The organism is Actinomyces sp. Marseille-P3109 (assembly GCF_900323545.1).
Lineage (GTDB): Bacteria > Actinomycetota > Actinomycetes > Actinomycetales > Actinomycetaceae > Actinomyces.
Genome location: NZ_OOHN01000008.1, coordinates 52,538 through 75,310 on the forward strand (window position 1 = coordinate 52,538; position 22,773 = coordinate 75,310).

At 69.9% G+C, this 22,773-nt stretch carries 13 protein-coding genes and 1 pseudogene; 11 read left to right on the forward strand and 3 right to left on the reverse strand.

The window, feature by feature from the left end; all coding sequences use genetic code 11:
* The first annotated feature begins 197 nt into the window (after positions 1 to 197).
* From BQ8008_RS00425 to ppdK, 6 genes and pseudogenes are all read left to right on the forward strand, one after another.
* Positions 198 to 1,592, forward strand: a complete 1,395-nt coding sequence (locus BQ8008_RS00425; RefSeq protein WP_234415150.1) for a hypothetical protein — start codon at positions 198 to 200, stop codon at positions 1,590 to 1,592.
* Positions 1,589 to 4,243, forward strand: coding sequence for a GT4 family glycosyltransferase PelF (gene pelF / locus BQ8008_RS00430; protein ID WP_108832343.1), 2,655 nt, complete (start codon positions 1,589 to 1,591; stop codon positions 4,241 to 4,243). Before BQ8008_RS00425 ends, pelF begins: the two co-directional genes overlap by 4 nt.
* The gene (locus BQ8008_RS00435) at positions 4,240 to 5,349 is read left to right on the forward strand and encodes a putative glycoside hydrolase (protein WP_108832344.1); all 1,110 of its coding nucleotides are present in this window, start codon (positions 4,240 to 4,242) and stop codon (positions 5,347 to 5,349) included. The genes pelF and BQ8008_RS00435 overlap by 4 nt, the downstream gene beginning before the upstream one ends.
* 202 nt (positions 5,350 to 5,551) lie before the next feature.
* A pseudogene (locus BQ8008_RS00445) lies at positions 5,552 to 6,963 on the forward strand (MFS transporter).
* Between the two features lie 28 nt (positions 6,964 to 6,991).
* Complete coding sequence (locus BQ8008_RS00450) at positions 6,992 to 7,447, forward strand: universal stress protein (protein WP_108832345.1); 456 nt, start codon at positions 6,992 to 6,994, stop codon at positions 7,445 to 7,447.
* A 726-nt stretch (positions 7,448 to 8,173) separates the two neighbouring features.
* A complete protein-coding gene (gene ppdK / locus BQ8008_RS00455; RefSeq protein ID WP_108832346.1) occupies positions 8,174 to 10,879 on the forward strand; it encodes a pyruvate, phosphate dikinase in 2,706 nt (901 codons plus the stop codon).
* Positions 10,880 to 10,976: 97 nt separating this feature from the next.
* Here the strand turns inward: ppdK and BQ8008_RS00460 are convergent, their stop codons facing one another.
* A complete protein-coding gene (locus BQ8008_RS00460; protein WP_108832347.1) occupies positions 10,977 to 13,538 on the reverse strand; it encodes a bifunctional lysylphosphatidylglycerol flippase/synthetase MprF in 2,562 nt (853 codons plus the stop codon).
* 492 nt (positions 13,539 to 14,030) lie between these two features.
* On the opposite strand from BQ8008_RS00460, the gene BQ8008_RS13395 reads away from it, so the two are divergent.
* The 5 genes from BQ8008_RS13395 (at position 14,031) to BQ8008_RS00480 (ending at position 20,339) form a co-directional block, all read left to right on the forward strand.
* Entirely contained in the window at positions 14,031 to 16,247 is a 2,217-nt protein-coding gene (locus tag BQ8008_RS13395; RefSeq protein WP_199907904.1) for a hypothetical protein, read from the forward strand.
* Positions 16,248 to 16,360: 113 nt separating this feature from the next.
* Positions 16,361 to 16,552, forward strand: coding sequence for a hypothetical protein (locus BQ8008_RS13540; protein ID WP_234415153.1), 192 nt, complete (start codon positions 16,361 to 16,363; stop codon positions 16,550 to 16,552).
* A complete protein-coding gene (locus tag BQ8008_RS00470) occupies positions 16,461 to 18,389 on the forward strand; it encodes a serine hydrolase domain-containing protein (protein WP_267896232.1) in 1,929 nt (642 codons plus the stop codon). Before BQ8008_RS13540 ends, BQ8008_RS00470 begins: the two co-directional genes overlap by 92 nt.
* Positions 18,390 to 18,432: 43 nt before the next feature.
* Positions 18,433 to 19,695, forward strand: coding sequence for a sensor histidine kinase (locus BQ8008_RS00475; RefSeq protein ID WP_108832348.1), 1,263 nt, complete (start codon positions 18,433 to 18,435; stop codon positions 19,693 to 19,695).
* Positions 19,692 to 20,339, forward strand: coding sequence for a response regulator (locus BQ8008_RS00480; RefSeq protein ID WP_003784842.1), 648 nt, complete (start codon positions 19,692 to 19,694; stop codon positions 20,337 to 20,339). Before BQ8008_RS00475 ends, BQ8008_RS00480 begins: the two co-directional genes overlap by 4 nt.
* Before the next feature lie 19 nt (positions 20,340 to 20,358).
* Here BQ8008_RS00480 and BQ8008_RS00485 read toward each other — a convergent pair whose 3' ends face one another.
* Both BQ8008_RS00485 and metX read right to left on the reverse strand, forming a co-directional pair.
* Positions 20,359 to 21,429 carry an alpha/beta hydrolase gene (locus BQ8008_RS00485; protein WP_108832349.1) on the reverse strand — a complete coding sequence of 357 codons (1,071 nt, stop codon included), beginning with the start codon at positions 21,427 to 21,429 and terminating at the stop codon, positions 20,359 to 20,361.
* 114 nt (positions 21,430 to 21,543) lie between these two features.
* Complete coding sequence (gene metX, locus BQ8008_RS00490; RefSeq protein ID WP_108832350.1) at positions 21,544 to 22,767, reverse strand: homoserine O-acetyltransferase MetX; 1,224 nt, start codon at positions 22,765 to 22,767, stop codon at positions 21,544 to 21,546.
* Positions 22,768 to 22,773 lie beyond the last annotated feature (6 nt).

Here is a 22,773-nt window from a genome sequence, read left to right on the forward strand (position 1 = left end):
CTGTTTAACCAGCCGTCTCTGCCCGTACTCGTCCGTACCTGCCTGCCCTCATTCAGGCCGCCGTTGCACTCCTCACCCACGGTACTGAATGCTCGGCTCGGATCGCCCGTGCGTGCCCGCGCATCATTGGTGCCACTACTCCCATGACACAACTCAGATACGAACCGCGACATTTTCATCAGCACCGCTTCCCGCGCTTGCGGACCGCCAACTCTGCTGCGGCCCTGAGCGCCGTCGGTGTTGTGACGGCGGTGCTGGCATGGGTCGCCTGGCCGAAGGCGGGAACGATCGGCGTCCTGGTCATCACCGTCCTCATCGGCATGGGACTCATCACGGCGCCCCCCACTCGGGCGCTCAAGCGCGGCGGCATCGCCCCCGGGGCGCGCTGGCACTGGGGTGCTGCGATGCTCCTGGGGATGTCCCCGGCCATCCTGCTCGGCCTGAGCTTCCCGGTCGTCTCCCAGAAGATGGCGGCCAGCACGATCGACGGCACCGGCCTGCCGGTCATCGTCCTGAGCGTGTCGGTGGCGGTTCCCTGGCTCAGCCAGATCATCGGCACCCCCGTCTACCGTCTCCTGGGCGACTCGATCGGGCGCGGACCGCGGGCGGTTCTGGAGCGCTACTGCTCCATCTGGCCGGCCCTGTTCCTGTGGGCGCTCCCGCCCACGGCGCTGGAGATCCTCGTGATGGCCACCGTCACCGGATGGAACCTGCGCGTCATGGGCGTGCACACGGCGCTGCTCTTCCTGCACGTCGTCTTCGTCCAGTCCCTCATCGTCGCCGATGTCTCGGGCCGACGTCGCCTGTGGTCGGTGGGATGGCTCTTCTACGCCGTCGCCCTCATCTCCGCGCCCACCTGGTGGTATCTGCCCCCACTGCTGGGCACCCTCAGCCAGATGCTGTCCATGGGCCGGTCCTTGGGCAAGATCCTGCGCCCCCGCGGGGTCGCCACCGGCATCCTCGTGCAGGACATGCTCCGAGGTGCGATCCTGGGAGGAGTGCTGTGGTCGGACAAGTTCTTCCTCTTCCTGGGCGCCGGTCGTGACTTCGACGTGGCGCTGGTCTACCTGTGCCTCCAGCCCGCCGTCGTCGCCTACTGCTACTACTTCGCGGTCACCGCCCCGCGGGTCAACACCGAGATCGCCATGTTCCAGACCGTCCTCAAGCACGAGGGCATGGCCAGCCTGCGCGACCGTGGGCGTACTCTGCGGCGCCTGCTGGATGCCAGCCTCATCCGCGCCTGCGTCGTGGGAGCCGCCGGCGTCATCATCGTCATCTGCTCCATGGCCCTCATCGCCCCCGAGCAGGTGCCCCTGGTCCTTGAGGTGTGCGTCTCCTCGACCCTGTTCACGGTGCTGACGCTCCTGTGCTACGAGATCGACCACATCGGCGACTCGACCACCGCCCTGCTCCTGTCCGGCGTCCACGTGGCCGTCGCCGCGGCACTGCTGCTGCGGGTGGCCAGCACCGGCGCCTATCTGCCGCTGGCCGGCGTGGACCTCGCGCTGTGCGCGCTGGGGCTGCTGCTCTACCGCAAGCGGTGGGCCGTGCCGGAGTACTCCTTCTTCTGGGGAAAGGCCATGTCCTGGTGAGCTCGTCGTCGTCCTTCCGCGCCCGGCTGGAGAGTCTTCCGTTGCGCTACTCGGCCCCAGCCGGCGGCTACGCCCCGATGCCCAGTCCCGACGACGCACCCGGCATCGGCGACCGGGGCCGGGAGAACGGGCCCACAGTCAAGATCGGTCCTGACGGCTACGGCGTCGTCGTCACCACCGGTGGGGCGAGCGCCCTGAGCGGCCCCTCGGGATCCAGCGCCGCCAGCGCGCACAGCGCTTCCGGCCCCGTCAGTGCCCCGGGCTCTGCCGGCGCCCCCAGCGCCTCAGCCGCCCCGGGGGAACCCGGTGCGCGTCGGGTCCGACGCGCCCAGCTCCGGGCGGCGCCCCGCAGCGCAGCGTCACCAGCGGGCCTAGCGAAGTCCCCGGGCCGTACGGCCGCCGGCGCCGCCCGTCCCACGAGCGAGTCGGCCTCCACCCCCGAGGTCCCGGCCGCGCCGATCTACGGCGTCGTCCAGACCCCGGCCCCAGCCGGCTACGGCGTGGTGCAACCGCGTCCCCGGCCCCAGGCACCGGCCGCCTCGCCCGAGGGGGCAGACGTCCTGGACTCCCCGATCTTCGGGACCGTCCGCCCCGCCTCCCAGGCTGCGCCCCCGCCGCAGGCGGCGCCGCCAGGATCCGCGGGCTCTCCGGAGCGGATGGGCCCGCCGGACGCCCCGGCCACGCCGTCGGCCTCCGCCGATACCCCCGCCGAGGCGACCCACGGGATCGTCCCAGCGTCGTCGTCCGCCGCGGTGGCACCCTCCCGAGAGACGGCGCGGAGCCCGCGGGAGCAGATCTCCGCCGTCAGCCCGGACGGTCCCGACAGCTTCGGTGACGCCGGAGACGCGGGTCTGCCGGAGCCGGCGGCGCCCGTGGCTCCCCCCGCCATCGCCTGGGAGTCCGTGGCCTCGGCCGCCTCCGACGCCGCAGCCCTGCCCCTGTCCCAGCAGGCCGCTGAGGCTGAGGCCGAGGAGGCTCCTGCCGGCAAGGCCGAGATCGCCCTGCCGCCGGAGGAGCCCGAGCCGGAGCCCGATGCCGCCGTCCTGCCCGACGGCGTCCCCGAGGACGGCGTGTACGTCGACGTCGACGTCGCCATCGTCATGGAGTCCACCTACCCCTACCTCAAGGGCGGCGTCTCCGCGGTGGTCCACGACATCATCACCGGCAACCCCGACCTCACCTTCGGGATCATCCACATCACCTGGGACTCCCACTCCCCGCTCAAGGACCTCTACGGCATGCCGGACAACATCGCCTGGGTCAGGGTCCTCTACCTGTCCATGGAGGAGCACCAGGAGGACTTCCTGCGCGCCCGCCCGCGCGACCTGCGCATGAACCGCCGCCAGCGCCGCGAGCTGTCCCGCCGCATCCTGGGCGCCATGATCGCCCTGGCCCAGGAGGGCCGCACCGAGCCGCTGTGGGAGATCATCGGCGAGGGCCTGAGCGCCTCACGGCGCTACCCTGTCTGGGCGGTCCTGGGAACGCGCGAGTTCATGGAGGCCTACCACGACATGATGCCGGACCTGGGGATGTCGATGACCGACATCTTCTGGTGCCTGCGCGACTTCTTCTCCCTGGCCTACGCGGTCCTGGCCGAACCGGTCCCGCGCGCCCAGGTCTACCACGCCCACACCACCGGCTACGCCATGCTCCTGAGCGTCAACGCCGCCCGTGAGCACGGCACCCGGGTGCTGCTGACCGAGCACAACCTCTACGTGCGCGACACCGTCAACACCCTCCTGGAACGCAGGCTGGACCTCAACATCAGGCTCACCGACTACCGCACCTTCGACGTCACCGGCCGCGAGCGCATGTGGATGGCCTGGTGGCTGGAGATGGGGCGTCTGTGCTACCCCTACGCCTACGCCTCCACCTACCTCTACCCGCGGGCCATCACCGAGGCCAATGAGCTCGGCGGCGACGCCGGGCGCGCCATCGTCATCCCCAACGGCATCGTCACCTCGGAGTTCGACGCCTCCTACGCCGCGCGCCTGGCCGCCATCGAGGTGATCAAGAAGGAGGGCGCGGACAAGCACTTGTGGAAGCTGGTGTACATCGCCCGCGTCGTGCCCATCAAGGGCCTGCTGGACATGATCGACTCGGTGCGCCTCATGGTGGACCGGGGCCTGAACATCCATTTGGACGTGTGCGGGCCCACCGAGCACATGCCCTCCTACTTCGAGCAGTGCCTCACCCGCATCGTCGAGCAGGGCCTGGAGAGCGTCATCACCATCCGCGGGACCGTCAAGGTCCGCGAGCTCCTGCCCGAGTTCGACCTGTTCGTCCTGCCCAGCTACAACGAGGGCCTGCCGGTCGTCTCCCTGGAGACCATGGGGGCCGGTATCCCCACGGTGAGTACCGACGTCGGCGCCGTGCGCTCCGTCGTCGAGGACATGATCGTCACCGACGACGGGCAGACCTGGGACCCCTGCGGCATCATCATCGAGCCCGGCGACCCCGCCGTCATGGCGGACAAGATCCAGGAGGTCATCTCCGACGTCGATCTCTACGAACGTCTGAGCCTCAACGCCCGTGGTCGCGTGGAGGCGGCCTACGACCTGGTCAAGGTCAACGCATCCTACAACAAGATCTACCGTCAGGGCGGCGCCGGTGAGCGGACCGGCGCCCGCGCCGACCAAGGAGGAGCATGAGGAGCAGCACCGGCGGCGTCGGAGCCTGGATCCGTTACGGCAACCCGCTCGAGCCCGGGGAGCTGGACTTCGCCATCGCCCACTACCGGGCGGCGATCCTCCAGCCCTGGGAGACCGAGGCGGCCGCCCGCCTCAAGGAGGCACGACCGGACATGACGGTCCTGGCCTACCGGTGCCTGTCCTCCACGCGGGACTTCGAGCCGGACTCCATGCGCGCCTCGGGGCTGTCCTACCGCGAGGCCCGACGCCGCGGCTGGCTCGCCAAGCGCGACAACGGCGACCTGGTCGAGTGGAGCACCTACCCCGGGCACTTCCAGGCCCGCGTGTGGGACCCCGACTACCGTGCCCGCTGGGTGGAGGAGGTCTGCCAGGCCACTGCCCCCACCGCCTTCGACGGCATCATGGCGGACAACGACGTCTTCGACGACTACTACGACCTGAACCTCCCGCTGGAGAACATCGCCGACACCGCTGCTCTGCGCGCCGAGCTGAGCACCTTCGTCGACCAGGTCGGCGCCGGTCTCAACGCCGTGGGCAAGATCCTCGTCCCCAACGTGGCCGAGGCCCGCCGGGAGCCCGGCCGCTGGGAGCGTCACTCCGCCTGGGGCGGAGGCTTCGACGAGTGCTGGCTGGGCTGGGGGGATGACAACCTCTTCGACGAGGCCACGGCCCTGGCCCAGATTCACGAGCTGCGAGGGCCGGGCCTGTCCATCGTGCGCACGCCCGACGGCGGGGGCGGCGGCTCCATGTCCGGTGCCCGCACGTCCCCCGGCCTCTACGGGCTGGCGGCCTTCTGGGTCTTCGGGGGAGGGGAGGGCGCCTACACGGCCACCGGTCACGACGACTACTCGCGCACTCCCTGGTTCCCCGCCCTCGACGCCGACCTGGGGCGCCCGCTGGGACGGCCCCGGAGGACCTCGGGCGCCTGGGTGCGCGAGTTCGAGGGCGGAGTGGCCGCCGTCGCGCTCGGCGAGGAGGGAGGCGGCACCGTGCGTCTCCCGGCGGGCCTCAGGTCACCGGGGCCCACCGGGGACCCGGACGGTGAGGCGCTGGCTCTGGAGGTGCCCCTCAGCGCGCATCGTGGGATGATTGCCCTGCGTGCCTGAGTCATGACCCGGTCCGGCTCGTGCGAGATCCGATAATGGGACTAAAGACCTGTCAAACGTTAGTCATGTTGGGTGGATCATTGACCTGCTTGACTTCCTGAGATCCCCGCCGTCCCGTACAGCGTTCTCTCGGGCAGGAAGTGCGGCGTCCGTCTCGGGCGGCGTCGACAGAGTTCCACAGGACCCAGGACAAGGATGACCTATGGCACAGACTTCCCAGAATAGCGCGGCGGACATCGCGCACAAGCCCATGATGAGCACTGCTCAGATCCTGCTGATGAACGTCGGATTCTTCGGCATCCAGTACTCCTTCGGCATGCAGCAGAACGCCATGTCGCCCATCTACCAGTTCCTCGGGGCTTCCGCTGACGAGATCCCCATCCTCAATCTGGCCGGACCCGTCACCGGCCTGCTCATCCAACCGCTCATCGGGGCGCTCTCGGACCGGACCTGGAGCGAGAAGTGGGGACGCCGTAAGCCCTTCTTCCTGATCGGGGCCGTCGGCTGCTCCGTGTTCCTGTTCCTCATGCCCTTCGTCACCGCCGTGTGGATGGCGGTGCTGTGCCTGTGGCTGCTGGACGCCTCGAACAACACGGCCATGGAGCCCTACCGGGCCTTCATCGGCGACCTCCTGCCCTCCAAGCAGCTCGCCAAGGGCTTCCTCGCCCAGTCCCTGTTCATCGGCGCCGGCTCGGCCCTGGCCGCCGGGACCCTCGTCGTTCTGGAGAAGACCCTGGCGGGCGCCACCGCCGCCGGCATCCCCTACTGGGTCTTCGGCGCCTTCATGGTGGGCTCGGTGTGCTCCATCGGCTCGGTGCTCATCTCGGTGCTCTCCACCAAGGAGCTGCCGCCCACGCCGGAGGGCTTGGTCGAGCTCGAGCGCAAGAAGCGGGAGGAGGGCCCCTTCGGCTTCGTCAAGGACATCGGCGTCGCCATCGTCGAGATGCCCCGCGGCCTGAAGAAGATGGCCCTGGTCTACCTCTTCCAGTGGTACGCCATGAACGTCTTCTGGCAGTACCTGGGCCTCATGTGCGCCGTCACCTACTTCGGCGTGAACCTGTCCGACCCGGGGTACGCCAAGACCGAGGCCTTCAACAACGCCTCCGGCTTCGCCACCGGGCTCATGGTCGTCTACTACGTCTCCTGCACGGTCGTCGCCCTCTTCCTGGCGCGACTGGCCAACCGCATCGGCCCCAAGCACGTCCACACCGCGGCGCTGTGCCTCGCCGCCGTCTGCCTGGTCCTGCTCACCTGCATCGGCAGCCCCGGCCACACCGCGGTCCTCTACCTGCCCATGATCGGCATTGGTGTGGCCTGGGCTTTATTACGGGCGTACCCTACATCATGGCCATTGAGATGATCCGCAAGGAGCGCCGAGGCGTCTACATGGGCGTTATCAATATGATGATCGTCATCCCCCAGTTCATCCAGACCCTCACCTTCGGTCCCATTTACAAGCACCTGCTCGGCGATCACCCGGTCAACGCCCTGCTCTTCGTCGCAGTCTTCCTCATCATCGCCGGTCTGCTCATCGAGTGGATCGACACCGTCAAGGACGCGGACCCGCGGGTGCGCGCCGCCGCCGTGTCCGCCACTGAGACTGCCGTGGCCTGACCGGGTGCCCCACGAAAGGATGTCATCCGTGACCTATACCACCATTGTCGCCGGAGTCGGCGATGTCGAGGCGAACACCCACGTCATCGATCGCGCCTGCGAGATGGCTCGCCTGTGCGACGCCGCTCTTCTCCTCGTCGCCGGCTTCGACCCCGTCTCGGCGCGGGACAAGGCTCGCATCAACGAGTCCGCCCCCGTCGCCGATGTGCGGGTCGTCGAGGCTCGGCTCACCGAGGACCAGGCCTACGCCGTCGTCGAGAAGGCGCGTGATACCGCCGTTGAGCGCGGCGTCGCCCTCGCCCAGGGCGTCGTCGTCGAGGGCACGGCGGTCGATGCCGTCACCCTCGTCACCTTGGAGACCGAGGCGGACCTCGTCATCGTCGGATCCCAAGGCGTCGATTCGCTGTTCGGCCGCATCTTCGGAGCCGTCTCCGTCCAGGTGCTCCGCAAGTCGAAGTGCGACGTCCTCGTCGTCGTTCCCTAGTCGCCGGATAGACGTCGGACGCACGCGTCGGATCCTGCGCGATCGAACCGGCGGCGGATGCCCGCCACGCGGAAGTGTGGCGGGCATCCGCCGCTATGTTTTGAGGTTCTTCGTGTGTGAGGGCGTGGTCGGGGTGAGCGGGTGCCGGTGGTTCGGCGTCTCGGGGTCCTGCGCGGTCGTACTCGGCGTCGCGTGGTCGTACCCGGCGGCGCGCGGTCGTACCTTAGAGGGGCTCTAAGGTACGACCGCGCGGTTTTACGTACGACCGCGTGCGCTGGGGGTACGACCGCGCGGTTTTACGTACGACCGGGTGGGATCGCGTACGACCACGTACCCCGAGACCCCGACGAGGAAAGCCCCGCACAACCCCATCCCCACGACACGAAGAACCCGTTTTGAGCAGTTGTCGTAACTCCTGTGATACGTGGGGCCGGGCTGGGCGCATGGTGGCGCTGCGTCTGCCCGGGTGGCCCCGCGCCCCGACCCGCTCCGGGACGCGGCGCTCGGCGTTCCCTGAATCTCCTCCCCTCGACGTCGGCCGCCCATGCCGCCGAGCCCCGCGGCGTCGGCGGGCGCGCCGGGAGGAGGCGCGCTGGAGTCGGCGTGTTTGGTCTAGGACTGAAGTCACACTAGAGTCATATCGTGAACGACTCGTCGCCGCGTCACGCCTGCATCAGGACGATCTGAGGCAGACCCGAGAACGACCCGAATCAGAAAGGGGCATCGATGCCCAAGTACGTGTACCGCTTCAGCGAGGGTGACAAGGACCAGAAGGATCTTCTGGGAGGCAAGGGAGCGAATCTGGCGGAGATGACTCGCCTGGATCTCCCCGTTCCCCCCGGCTTCACCATCACCACCGACGCCTGCCGCGCCTACCTGGCCGGCGGCGAGGTCCCCGAGGAGCTCTCAGTCCAGGTCACCGCCGCCCTGCGCGGCGTGGAGGAGGAGCTGGGACGCGAGCTCGGCGCCGCCGAGGACCCCTTGCTCGTCTCGGTGCGAAGCGGAGCCAAGTTCTCCATGCCCGGCATGATGGAGACCGTCCTCAACATCGGCCTCAACGACGTCTCCGTCAAGGGCCTGGCCGCCGCCAGCTCCGATGAGCGCTTCGCCTGGGACTCCTACCGCCGCCTCATCCAGATGTTCGGCAAGACCGTCCTGGACATCGACGGCGACCACTTCTCCGACGCCCTGGATGCCAAGAAGGCCGCACGGGGCGTCTCCATGGACTATGAGCTCCCCGTGGACGCCCTCCAGGAGCTGGTGGAGGAGTACAAGGCCATCGTCAAGGAGCACGCGGGCATCGACTTCCCGCAGGATCCCCGCTCCCAGCTGGACATGGCCACGGAGGCCGTCTTCCGCTCCTGGAACACGGAGCGCGCCCACATCTACCGCCGCCGCGAGAAGATCCCCCACGACCTGGGCACCGCGGTCAACGTGTGCACCATGGTATTCGGCAACATGGGGGAGACCTCCGGCACCGGCGTCTGTTTCACCCGCGACCCCTCCACCGGGCGCACCGGCGTCTACGGCGACTACCTCGTCAACGCCCAGGGCGAGGACGTCGTCGCCGGCATCCGCAACACCCTGTCCCTGGCCGACCTCGAGCGCCTGGACAAGGCCTCCTACGACGAGCTGCGCGCCATCATGCGCCGCCTGGAGACCCACTACCGCGACCTGTGCGACATCGAGTTCACCATCGAGCGCGGCAAGCTGTGGATGCTCCAGACCCGCGTGGGCAAGCGCACGGCCGCAGCCGCCTTCCGCGTGGCCACCCAGCTCGTCGACGAGAAGCTCATCACCATGGACGAGGCCCTCACGCGGGTCTCCGGTGAGCAGCTCACCCAGCTGATGTTCCCCCAGTTCGACGACGACTCCAGCCGTGACCCGCTCACCCGTGCCATGCCCGCCTCCCCGGGCGCCGCCGTGGGCTACATCGCCTTCGACAACGACGAGGCCGTCTCCCGCGCCGAGAAGGGCGACTCCGTCATCCTCGTGCGCCGCGAGACCAACCCTGACGACCTGCCCGGCATGGTCGCGGCCGCCGGCGTGCTCACGGCCCGCGGCGGCAAGACCAGCCACGCCGCCGTCGTCGCCCGCGGAATGGGCAAGACCTGCGTGTGCGGCGCCGAGGCCCTCGAGGTCGACGCCGCCGCCAAGACCCTTCGCGTCGCGGGGCGCGAGGAGGTCCTCACCAGTGAGGACATCATCGCCATCGACGGCACCACCGGCGAGGTCTTCCTCGGCGAGGTGGGCGTCGTCGACTCCCCGGTCATGACCTACCTGCGCCGCGGCCTGACCGAGGCGCTCGACGCGGCCGGTGACGACGACACCCGCGAGCTCGTCACTGCCGTGGACCGCCTCATGCGCCACGCCGATGGGGTCCGCCGCCTCGAGGTGCGCGCCAACGCCGACACCCCCGATGACGCCCGCCACGCCATTCACCGCGGCGCCCAGGGCGTGGGCCTGTGCCGCACCGAGCACATGTTCCTCGGTGAGCGCAAGCAGTTCGTCCAGAACCTCATCCTGGCCTCTTCCGCCGCCGAGCGCGAGGCCGCCCTGGCCGCCCTCCTGCCGCTGCAGAAGGGCGACTTCATCCAGATGTTCGAGACGATGAACGGCAAGCCCATGACGGTGCGCCTCATCGACCCGCCGCTGCACGAGTTCCTGCCGGACCTGACCGAGCTGAGCGTCAAGGTGGCCCTGGACCGCGAGCGCGGCGAGCTGGACCCGGCCGACGAGGAGCTCCTGGCCGTGGTGCGCAAGAACCACGAGTCCAACCCGATGCTCGGCCTGCGCGGGGTCCGCCTGCTGCTGACCATGCCGGGCCTCATCGAGCTCCAGGTGCGCGCCATCGCCGAGGCCGCTGTCGAGCGCCTCAAGGCCGGCGGCGACCCGCACCCCGAGATCATGATCCCGCTCGTCGGGTCGGTGCGTGAGCTCCAGCTGGCGCGCGAGCGCGTGGAGCACGTGCTGCAGGAGGTCTCCCAGGCCTCCGGCTACGCGCTCGACTTCCCGGTGGGCTGCATGATCGAGCTGCCGCGCGCGGCCGTCACCGCCGCCCACGTCGCCGAGGAGGCCGACTTCTTCTCCTTCGGCACCAACGACCTGACCCAGACCACCTGGGGCTTCTCGCGCGACGACGTCGAGGGATCCTTCGTGGGCCGCTACATCGACGACGGCATCTTCGGGGTCTCGCCCTTCGAGACCATCGACGTCGACGGCGTGGGCGGCATGGTGGACCTGGGCGTCAAGGGCGGCCGCTCCACCAAGCCGGGGATGAAGATGGGCGTGTGCGGTGAGCACGGCGGCGACCCCGAGTCCATCGTCTTCTTCCACCACGTGGGCCTGGACTACGTCTCCTGCTCGCCCTTCCGCGTGCCGGTGGCCCGCCTGGAGGCCGGGCGCGCGGCTGTCGAGGACAAGGGCGAGTAGCCGCAATCCGTTCCCAAGAAGCCGCGAGCAGCGGAGCCGGCCGGTTCGACCCGAGGGTCTGAGCCGGCCGGCTCCGCTGTCCTGCCCGCGCCCGGCCTCAGTCGCGGTTCATCAGCACCTGGGCGAAGCGCGCCGTCTGGGAGGGCTTGAGGTCGGGAAGGTAGGCCCGGGCGATCGCGATCCCCACGGTGGGAAGGTCCACCAGGTCGGGGACCGCCAGATACATGGGGACCGCCCGCGGCTTGAACTTGCGCTTGTAGGCGTGCAGGGAGCCGAATCCGTAAGCCGGCTCCAGCATGGAGGCCAACAGGTCGATGAGCGGGTCGAAGCGCGAGGAGGTGGCGCCGTCGGCCGGGGAGGAGCGGGTCAGCGGCGCCCCGGACAGGGACAGGATCTCCAGTCCCTCGGCTTGGGCGTCCTGGGCGGCGCGCCCGATGAGGTACTCCATGACGGGGCGGAAGCCGCCTTCGCGCCGGCGCATGAAGTCCAGGGTCAGGCCGATGACCTCCCCGTTGCGGTAGACCGGTAGCCAGGAGGTGACGCCCTGGACGGTGCCGTCGGTGTCGACGGCCAGCAGCAGGCGCGTCTCGGGGTCGTTGAGCTCGGCGATGCCGCCCAGAGTGAACCCCATCTCCGGCAGGGGCTTGTCACTGGTCCAGGCCTGGGAGATGGCGCGGATCTGGTCGCGCTGCCCGGCAGGGCACTCGGAGAAGGTGGTCCACACGGTCTCGACGCCCTGCTTACGGGCGTGGTTGAGGGCGGTGCGCACGTCCTGGTAGGCCTTGCCGCGGAAGGCCAGGTCCGGCAGGTCCAGAATGGCTTCCTCGGCCACCTGCAGGATCGTCCAGCCCATGGCGCGGGCCGCCTCCATCGCCGGGGTGTGCACGGAGTAGAGGGCCGGGGTGAGTCCGGCGTCGGTGGCGAAGTCCGCGAAGTCGCGCACCGCCTGGGCCACGTCGGCGTCGTCGGCGGCGGGGTCGCCGACCGTCAGGGCCACGTCGCGGCTGGGGCGGTAGGAGAAGCCGGCCGTCCCGGCCTCGTTGACCCAGGCCTCGTTGCCCTCCCAGGTGAGCATCCAGCCCAGTGTCCCGGCGCCGCGGGTGCGCACCAGGTCGGTGAGCTGCTCGCGGCTGGATACCCGGGTACGGGCGGGCGCCGACTGGGCCAGCCACACCCACAGGATCGTCAGGAGCCACACCAGGACCGGCACCCACGCGGTGAGGAGGTGGGCCATCGGGGTCAGGGGCTCCACGATGAGGCCCATGATGCCGCCGGTGCTCACGGGCAGCAGGTAGGACAGGTAGGTCTCCAGCAGGCCGGGCCAGCTCGCGTAGGGGGAGAAGTCCTGGGAGACGAGCAGGCCCCCGAGTACGCTGACGGCCGCGCCGCCGACGACGGTCAGGACCCAGGCGACGACGGCGCGGCGGATGACGCCGGGGCGCGAGCCCAGGGTGAAGCAGCTCATCTTCCACACCACAAGACTGACGACCACGATGTTGAGCATCAGCGGCACCAGCAGGTGGCCGGAGCGCAGCCAGCTGTGCAGGATCCTGGCCGTGGTGGGGACGGACTCGGGCAGCTGCGCGTCGAGCTTCTCCACCAGGGCGAACAGGGCCGCGCAGGCCCCCAGGAAGATCTGGAGCGCGATGGTGCCCAGGGCCGCCGAACGGCGTCCGCGGCGCAGGCCGTCGGCCAGGACCAGCTGGAGGAGGGCCGGCATGCACAGCAGGAGCAGCTCGACCGGGTAGATGACGGCATCCTTGGGCAGGATGGCGGGGGTCAGCCCGTAGCGGGCGTCGGCCAGCGGGCCGGCGGCGTTGCTCACCACCGCCAGGGCGCAGCCCACCGACCAGCAGGCCACCAGGAAGGCCACGAGCTCGCGCTCCACGCGCCGGGGCAGCTCCTGGGAGGGGACGGTCCGCTGCCCGCGCTCCAGGACGATGCCCACGATGAGGCCGACGACGCCCGCCCCCAGGCGCGCCAGGGCGCCGACGGTACCGGTGACGGCGGCCGAGACGCTGAGGACGGCGAACATGACCAGGCGCACGCGCCGCCGCCAGGCCGGGCGCATGACGCTGGTGGAGGCGGCCACCAGGCCGGCGATGGGCAGGCTGACGCCCTGGATCGGGGCGTGGACGAGGTAGGGGGACCAGGTCTCCCACACGTGTCCGATGAGCGGGTAGAGCGCCTGGCTCATGGTGATGCCTCCGGCGGTGGAGACGACGCCGGTGACAAGCCACCGTCGTGTCCCCAGGAGCCGTTCCAGCAGCACGCCGATGGACAGCAGCACGATGACGCCCGCCACCGGTACCAGGTGGCCGGGGGCCGCCCAGGCGGTCAGCAGGGTCCAGGCGCGCTGAGGCTGGTGGATGTAGGCGGACAGGGCGATCTGTCCCCTGCGCCCCCAGGGCAGGAGGGCGAGGCCGACGATGAGGATGAGCGCGGCGGAGGCGGTTGCGGCCGGTGCGGGGGCCAGCCAGGCGCGCGTGGCCCGCCAGGCCCGGTGCATGTGTGCCTTCAGGCGGGGGAGCCGGGCTGTGGACGCGGTAGGTTCGGCGGAGGGCCGCGCCGAGGCGGACTGCGAGGAGACCGAGGAGGCCTGGGAGGGCACGTTCTGGGAAGCGTCCGAGGGAGTCGTGGTGGACGAGGCCGACGGCATGAACACTCCTCAAACGGTAGGTGATGAGAGGTTGGGGGTGGATAAAAACCGGTCGGCTCCCCGGGAGGAGCCGGAGCCCGTGAGGGTCCGGCGGAGACCCACGGGCTCGTGGGAGGCTCGAGGATATCGGTGAGTGAGGGTCCGGAAGGGGCCAACCAACCGCCATTCTTATCCACTTCGTAGGCATCCTCATCCCCCTCGAGGTGGAGGCACCCATGAGACCGTTCTCTCCAAGAATCAGGGATGTTCCTGAGAGAAACCCCCGATATATGCGTCCGCCGGCGGTTTTCTCACCGTGCGGGGTTCGATGTGTTGGGCCGGCGGCCCGCCCTTCGTTGCCGTGATGAGATAGTCTGCCGTGTGCTGGCGGCCGTGACAGGATGGCTGGGCACTGTGGTGACGGATGGCTCGACCGTGCGTTCGCCTACTCGTGTGCCTGCCCGTGCTGGAGGCCAATGCGGAGCAGGACGACGAGGAAAGGCGGCCCGATTCATGGCCATGTACGAGCTCGACGGCAACCACCTCCTGCCCGTGCGCCTGGGACGCTCCGCCGATGCCATCACCCTGTCCCACAGTCTTGTCGCCATCCAACGCCAGATCGTCGACGTCCTGCGCCGTCCGCTCTTCCCCCTGGCCTGGGACGAGGTCGACGGCGGGCAGAGCCTGACCGCCCTGGACGCCACCGGACAGGTCGTCGTCGTCGAGGTCCTGGAGAGTGTCGACTCCGCCGGGTTGCTGGCCGCCATGTCGCGCCTGACCGCGGCGGCCGCCGCGGGCCGCCGCGAGATCGCCAGCAGGTACGCGGGCGGCTTGGGGGCCTTCAGCGGGGACTGGAACGAGTTCCGCGAGGCCATGCCGGCCCAGGTCGAGGCCGGGCCTCGGCTGACGATCCTGAGCGCCGCCCTGGAGCCCGACGTCGTCGGGGGACTGGGCGTGCTGGCCTCCTCCGGGCTGGAGATCCACGAGGTGGACGTGCGGATCGTGGACGAGTCCCGCATCGTCGTCGTCGTGGAGAAGATATCCGGGATGGACGTGGCCGCCGGGGGGCCGCTGCTCGTGGCGCGTGCGCCCCGCCCGGCTCTCGCTGGTTCTTCCGGTGCTGGTGGCTCGGCCGGCTCGCGCGCCATCGATGCCTTGGAACAGGCCGAGCAGACGAGCCCGGTGACCGGCCCCATCGAGATCGTCCTGCCGCAGGAGGCTGCCGGTGAGCCTGACGTCGATGCCGGCGGTCCAGCCGTCCCCGTCGGCGCATTCGCCGCAACGGGAGCCGCCGATGCGCTCTCCGAGCTGTTCGAGCCGGTGGCTGTGACCGCCGAGCAGCCGCAGCTGCACGCTGCGGCCGCCGATAGGTCCGTTGACAGGTCCGTTGACAGGGCCGAGGGGACAGCCGGGAATGCAGCGGTCAGCCTGGATGACGGCGCCTCCGACAGCTCCACTGATGACTCCCGAGCCAACCCCACGGTCGGTTCCACTGCCGGTTCCTCGGGGAACTCGGCTGCTGATGATCCCGGGCTGAACGGGCGCGCGGCGGTTGACGGCAGGCCCGAGCGCACCATGGAGTCCTCCGAGGGATCCTCAGGGAACTCCTCAGCGGGTGTCGTCTCCGAGAGCTCCGGAAACGCGGATGCGGTCGAGCCGGATGCCTCTGATGCCTTTGATACCTCTGACGCCGTCAACGCTGTTGACGGCCCTGGCGGTGCCGACCACAGCAGTGGCGATCCCGGTGATCGCGACGGTGGCGATGATGGGGACGGCAAGGATGACAAGGTCGCTGGTGAGCAGTCCGGTGCGGAGGCGATTGACGGCGGCGGCGGCGACCGGGACCTTGCCGATATCCTGAGCGGGAACTCCTTGGCCGGCCCCATCACCGTCGACCTGGGTGACGAGCCTGGTGCAGACGACCTCGGCCACAACGGTTCCGGCAGCAGTGACGGTGCCGGCAGCAGCACCGATCGGAGCGCCGGCGAACCGAGCCGTACCGGCCACGTTCACCATGCTCATCATGCTCATCATGCCGTTCCTTCTGACGACATCAGCGCCGAGGCGTCCGGTGGTGCGGCTGGTACAGCTACCTCTCATGCCTCCGCAGGTGACTCCGAGGCAACCGATGCCCCGAACGAGGGTGACTCCCGTACCCGCATGGGGCGGCGCTCGCGGCCGGCTCAGACCCAGTCCCAGGAGAACGCCTCCACGGCATCGCCCACCTCGCACGCCGCAGCATCGGCCTCCGGAGCCTCAGTCGTCTCCGAGACCGGTGAGCACTCGGTTCAGGCCGCCGAGGCATGGTCTACCGTGGCCCCCAATGAGGTGCGCCCGGACGAGCCGACCGGGGCGGTGCCCTTGGTCTCGTGGGAGCCGCTGCGCGGGTCGGCCGACGCGCTCGACCCGGTGGCCGAGGCGCTGGGTGGGGACCCCTCGAAGTCCCTCCTGGTCCAGGAGACCGCGGAGCTGGCGGCCGTCGCGGCCACGCTCGGGGAGCCAACCCAGCTCATCTGGCAGCGGCTGCGCCGGGGCATCTACCACGAGGCGATCCTCTCGGTGGAGGGCGTCATCACCCTGTCCGACGGGCGCTCCTTCACCGACCCGACGTCGGCCGCCAACGCCGCCCAGGACGTCACCGACGCCGACGGCTGGCGCGTGTGGCGCGTGGGGGTGCGCGGCGCCCACCTGGGGGACCTGCGCGACGACCTCGCCGACCGCAGTTCCTGAGCCGCGCGGTCGGAGAGCCGGCGAGATCTCGCCCCGACTGCCTCGTCCGTGTGGCCGAGTCCCTTACGTCGTAGGTCGTAAGCCCCCTGACGCCCTGCGCCCGTAGAGGAGGGATGCCCGAGAACGTGAGGGTTGAGGTGGCTCGCGGCTTTCCCGATCACGCGGGCCGGGGAGATGATGATGAACGCGACGCGCAATGTGACGCGCAGGGCCATGGCCCTGATCGTGGTGGCCTTGTTGGCCTCGTTGTCCTTGTTGACCGCTTGTGGCTCGACGTCGTCGTCGGCCAGTTTGCCGCCGCGTGAGCCGCCGGCGGGGGAGCATCAGCTCACCTCTGAGGACGTCAACGCCTGGTTGGATGGGAAGCTGCCCGATGCCTTGAAGAACGGTGATATCCCGGGGGCTGTGGTGTCGGTGGTCAAGGACGGGCAGGTGGTGACCACCCGTGGTTACGGCTGGGCCGATACGGGTGCCTCTGGTGGGCAGCCGGTGGCCGTGGATCCGCAGACGTCCTTGTTCCGGGTGGCCTCGGTCTCCAAGATCCCGACCTCCATCGCGGCGATGCAGCTGGTGGAGCAGGGCAAGGTGGATCTCGATGCCGATATCAGTGCCTACCTGGACTTTGAGATTGAGCGGCGCTTCGATGAGCCCCTGACCCTGCGTCATTTGCTGACTCATTCGGCGGGCTTCGAGGAGAGCCTGAGAATCGCTCCGAATGAGACGGACCTGGAGGCCTACGTCAAGACCAATCCACCGGTGCAAGTCTTCGTTCCGGGTACCACCCCGGGCTACTCCAACTACGGCATGGCCCTGGCCGGTTACATCGTGCAGCGGGTGAGCGGGCAGCCCTTCGAGACCTATGTGCGTGAGCACGTCCTGGAGCCGGCGGGCATGAGCACCTCCACCTACGAGCAGCCCCTGCCCGAGGACACGGTCTCCTCCCTGGGTCCGGGCTACACCTCCACCGGCGAGAAGGTCCCCTTCGAGCTCATGGGTGACTTCCCGGCCGGCTCGCTGACTGTTTCGGCTCCGGATTTTGCGGCCTTCATGAATGCCCAGCTGAGCCGCTCGCCGAAGCTGTTGCGTCAGGAGACCTGGGAGCAGATGTGGTCCCCCGGCCTGGGGGAGGACAAGCTCGGCAATCGCGCCAAGGCCGGAGAGATGGGCCTGGGCTACTTCGACCTCAGCCGGCATGGCCGGCGAGTGGTGGGGCACGGCGGAGACATCCAGGGCTGGCACTCCCAGTTCGAGCTCTACCCCGAGGAGAAGACCGGCATCTTCATCTCCTACAACGGGGACGGCAACGAGTCCGCACGCAGCCTGCGGGAAGATCTGGCTCAGGGCTTCGCCGACCGCTACTTCCCAGGCGAGACGGTCAAGGCCTCTGGTGGCAAGGACTCCGCCGAGCGCGTCCGTCAGGTGGCCGGCACCTACGTGCCCAGCAGAGTCCCATGGGCCTCCTTCATGGCGGCCTGGGTACCTGCTTTCTACTCGGTGACGATCGAGCACACGGATGATGGGAAGCTCGTGCTTCAAGGGTCTCAGATTGTCGAGGAGTCCCAGTATGTCGAGGTGGAGCCGTGGGTCTGGCGGCAGGTCGACGGGCGGGGCGCCATTGCTGCTCAGGTCAAGGATGGCAAGGTCGTCAGCCTGAGCATGGGGCCGGCTTTCACCCTGCTTCCCATGACGCCGGTTCAGCAGGCGCTGGCGCCCGTGTTCGGTGTCTGCTTGGTTCTGCTGCTGGTGGCCACGGTGGCCTGGCCGGTCGGGGCGCTGCGACGACGTCGGGCCCTCAGAGGGGGCCAGGAGGTCGGTGCTCCGGTGCCGTGGTTGACTCGTGTGGCGCGGGGTGGCGGGGCCCTGGCGCTGGCCGCCCAGCTCACCTGGATCCTGGGCGTCGTGATGTCCGCTACCACCAGCGGTTCCCTCTCCTGGCTGATACCGGTGATTCGGGGCGCTCAGGTGCTGCAGGCCCTGGGGGTGGTGGCCATCATTCCGGCGATGGCTGACCTGGTGATGTCCCTGAGGCGTCGGGCGGGCTGGCGGAGGATCACCATGTCGGTTGTTCTCCTGGCGGCGCTGGTGGCGCTGGCCTGGTGGGCCTGGGCCGGCAACGCCCTGGTACCCAGGCTCGGACTGTGACCGGGGGACGTCGAGGTCGGTGTCCGTCGATGACAATGCAGCCATGAGCCTGTCCGATCCCACCAGCCCGGTCTCGATCCGGCGCAACGATGTGCTGCTGGCCCTCGCCTTCGCGGTGGTTCAGCCCACGGTGGCGTTTCTTGCGAGCGCCTCGGTGCCGGCCGGCCCTCGGCCGTGGTTCGCCGCGACGGCGATTCCGCTCGCGGCCGAGGGGCTGGCCCTCGTGCTGTGGCGCAGTCGCCCTCTGCTCTGCCAGGCGCTGGTGTGGTCGGCGGAGGTGGCGACGGCATTACTTCTTCCCGCAGGCTACGGCGCCAGCGGCCACGGCCAGCTCGTCGTGTCCTTCGGCATGGGGATGCGGTTTCCTCTGCGCCGAACGGCACCTCTCCTGACCGCACTGTCCCTAACCTACTCGACCTACTCGGCGGTCATCATCTGGCGACGATCCCCCGAGCCGTGGCAGCTGCACATGGTCAATGCCCTGGTGACGCTGGCGATCTACCTGGTGCCGATGCTCGGCGGGGCAGCGCTGGCCAGCAGCCGCAGGTACGAGCACTCCCGCCAGGAGCTCCTCAGGCGCGAGCACGGCCGGCAGCTGGAGGTGGCCCTCATCCAGGAGCGCCGCCGCCTGGCCGGTGAGCTGCACGACGTCGCCGCCCACCATCTGGCCGGGATCGTCGTGCAGGCGGCCGCGCTCGAGCGACTGATCGACCGCGACCCGCAGACGGCCAGGGAGGCGGCTCAACAGCTGCGCCGACAGGCCAAGGAGACCCTCTCCGGGCTCCGCTCCGTGGTGGGGCTGCTGCGCAGTGACGCCGAGGCCGAGGAGTCCTCGCCCGGGCTGCGCGACCTGCCCGAGCTGGTCGCCTCCACCCGGGCGCTCGGCGTCGACATCGAGGTGCTCGACGGTGGCCTTCTGGGTGACGAGCCGGGTGATGCGACCACCCACACCACCTCCGGCGGTGTGCCCTCCGGAGACGCTGCCGCTTGCATGCCGGTCCTGTCGCCGCCGGCCGAGATCGCCGTCTTCCGGGTGGCGCAGCAGGCGATCAGCAACGCTCTCCAGCACGCTCCGGGCTCCCCGATCACGGTGGAGCTGAGGAGAGCCGAGGACTCCTTCGAGCTGAGTGTTCTTAACGGTTCGGCACGCCGGCCGTCGACCGACCCCGGTGGCGGAGGCACCGGCCTGACGGTCATGCGGGAACGGGCCGACGCCGTCGGCGGCTCGCTCCACGCCGGCCCGGTGGAGGGAGGCGGCTGGCGGGTACGGTTGGTCCTGCCGTTGGACCGGGAGGAGGACGCGTGATCAGGGTGGTTCTGGTGGATGACCAGGCGGTGATCCGCGCCGGCTTCCGCATCCTGCTGGAGGAGAACGACGACATCACGGTGGTGGGAGAGGCCTCCGGCGGCAGGGAGGCGGTGCGCGTGGTGCGCGCGACCCGTCCCGACGTCGTGTGCATGGATCTGAGGATGTCCGAGGGGGACGGCCTGACGGCCACGCGGCAGATCGTCTCCGAGCGGGAGGGCGGTACCCCTTCGGTCCTGGTCGTCACCACCTTCGACATGGACGCCGACGTCTTCGGCGCTCTGGAGGCCGGGGCGGACGGCTTCATCCTCAAGGACTGCGAGCCGGAGGAGCTGGTCGATGCCGTGCGCCGCCTGGCCCTGGGCTACGGCCTGGTGGACCAGAGCGTCACCCGCCGGGTGATCGCCGAGTTCGCCCGCCGCCAGGGCAAGGTCGAGAACCGGGAGGCGCTCGGCGTGCTCACCGAGCGGGAGCGTGAGGTCGTCCAGCTCCTGGCCAGCGGCATGTCGAACGCGGAGATCGCCGCCGAGCTCATCGTCGAGACCAGCACGGTCAAGTCGCACCTGACGCGGATCCTGCCCAAGATCGGCGCCCGCGACCGGGTCCAGGCCGTTGTGTGGGCCTACCGCAACGGGCTGGCCTGAGCCGCCTGCCGGGCAGGGCTCAGCGCAGCACGTAGGCGGACATCCAACGGCGCAGAGCGGAGAAGACCTGCTCGCGCACGGGCGGCTCGGACAGGGTGAGGTCGTGGACCCCGCCGGGGAAGCGGGCGATGGTCACCAGCTTGCCGAGCATGACGGCGCGGCGGGCGGTGGCGTCGGCGTCGATGATCGTGTCAGCGTGCCTCGACTCCGGCATCCACGTCACCCCGAGCCGGGTGGCGGCCGACCCCATGGACAGGACCGGACAGCGGATGTCCAGGCCCTGGGCGACTCGGTTGTGTCCCTCCATGACGGCCTGGAGCCAGCCGACGCGTACGGGAGCGGAGGGCTTGAGGGACCAGGCGGGGTTGATGTCCCAGCCGGTCACGTACGGGTCGTCGGCCCAGGAGGGATCGGGCAGCTCGCCGTCGCGCTCGGGATCCCAGCCGTCGGCGATGGAGAAGGCGCGCGCCGGGTCGACCCAGCCGTCGAGGATCGACATGCGCGGGTCGCGCAGCGCCAGGGTGCGCAGGACCGGGTCACCGACGGTGCGCACGAGCTCGGAGCCCTGGAGCGAGAGCCAGGCGGAGTTCAGGACCAGGGCGCGCAGGGCCCCCGGGTGGCGATCGGCCCACAGGGAGGCGACGAGCCCACCGGTGGAGTGGCCCGACAGGACGACCTCGGTCTCCCAGCCCTGGTCGGCGCGGATGGCGGACAGGGCCAGGCCCAGGTCCTCGTCGTAGTCGGCCAGGGAGGTGCACCAGCCCAGCATCTGGCCCTCGCGCCAGGAGCGGCCGTAGCGGCGCAGGTCCAGGGCGTAGAAGGCGCCGCCCAGGCGGGAGATCTCGCGGGCCAGGTGGGTCTGGAAGAAGTAGTCGTTCCAGCCGTGCAGGTAGAGGTAGATGAAAGCGGGGGCGGTGGGCGTGCCCGGCAGGGCACCCGGGTCCAGGGCGGGCAGGTGGCGTACCAGGGTGGCGACGGCGCCGTCGTCCTCGTCGTCGGGCAGCAGGTCCAGGGTGCGGGCCTCGAAGCCCGGGCCCAGGAAGTCCGGTCCCCAGGCGTCCACCGGCGCGTGCTCGGTCGTTGCGTTCACGTCCCCATGATCCCACCGCGAGCCGGAATGGGACGCCAAGACAATTTTCTCACTCACCGACGAAAGCTTCAGAGACGACCCGGAGCCGCGTCGTTTATGAAGAAAATGTTGGTGTCAGGCACCGGCCAGGAAGTCGCGCAGGATCGTGTCCATCTGCTCGGCCTCGATGAGGAAGCCGTCGTGCCCGTGCAAGGAGGTGATCGTCTCGCGCCGGGCGCCGGGGATGCCGCCGGCCAGCTCCTCGGCCTGGGCGGGTAGGAAGAGCCGGTCGGAGTCGACGTCCACCACGAGCGTGCGCGCCTGCACGGTTGCCAGCGCCGCCTCGATGCCGCCGCGCCCCGTGCCGACGTCGTGCACCATCATCGAGTGGGTGACGATGAGGTAGGTGTTGGCATCGAAGCGCGCCAGCAGCTTGCCGGCGTGGTAGTCCAGGTAGGACTCCACCTGGTAGCGCCCGCCCACCGCCGGGTCCTCCTCGCCCTGGTGGCGCCGCCCGAAACGCTTATCCAGCTCGGCGGCGCTGCGGTAGGTGGTGTGCGCCAGCGCCCGCGCCAGCCCCAGTCCCCGCACCGGCCCCACTGAGTGGGAGTAGTAGTCGCCGTCGAAGAAGAAGGGGTCGGCCACGATCGCCAGCTCCTGCAGGTGGCACCAGGCCAGCTGGTCGGCGGTCGTCGAGGCTCCCGTGGCCACCAGCGCCAGGTTGCGCACCCGCTGCGGGTGCGTGACCCCCCACTCGATCGCCCGGTGCCCGCCCAGTGACGCCCCGATGACCAGGTGGAAGACCTCGATCCCCAGGGCGTCGGCCAGGCGGGCCTCGGCCTCGACGGCGTCGCGCGTGGTCAGCCACGGGAAGCGCGACCCCCAGGGCCGCCCGTCCGGCGCCGTCGACGACGGCCCCGTCGAGCCCTGGCAGCCGCCCAGGATGTTGGCCGCCACGACGAAGTAGCGCTCGGTGTCGATAGCCCGTCCCGGCCCCACCAGGTCCGACCACCAGCCCGGTGTCGGGTGCCCGGGCCCGGTCTCGCCGGTGACGTGGGAGTCGCCGGTCAGTGCGTGCAGCACGAGGACCGCGTTGTCGCGCTGCGGGCTCAGCTCCCCCCAGGTCTCGAAGGCCAGGACCGTGTTGGGCAGGACCTCCCCGGACTCCAGGGGCAGGTCCCCGATCTCCAGGAACCGACGGCGCCCCGGCTCGTCCCCGGGCCGCCAGGCGCCGGTGGGTGAGCCGGCCATGCGGTCCACGAGCTTGGAGGAGGCCGTCCCGACGCCGTACGCGGCGGGCTCGGTCTCGGTACTGCTGGGGGAGATGGGATAGGAGGAGGAAGACGCGGGAGTGCTCATGGTAAG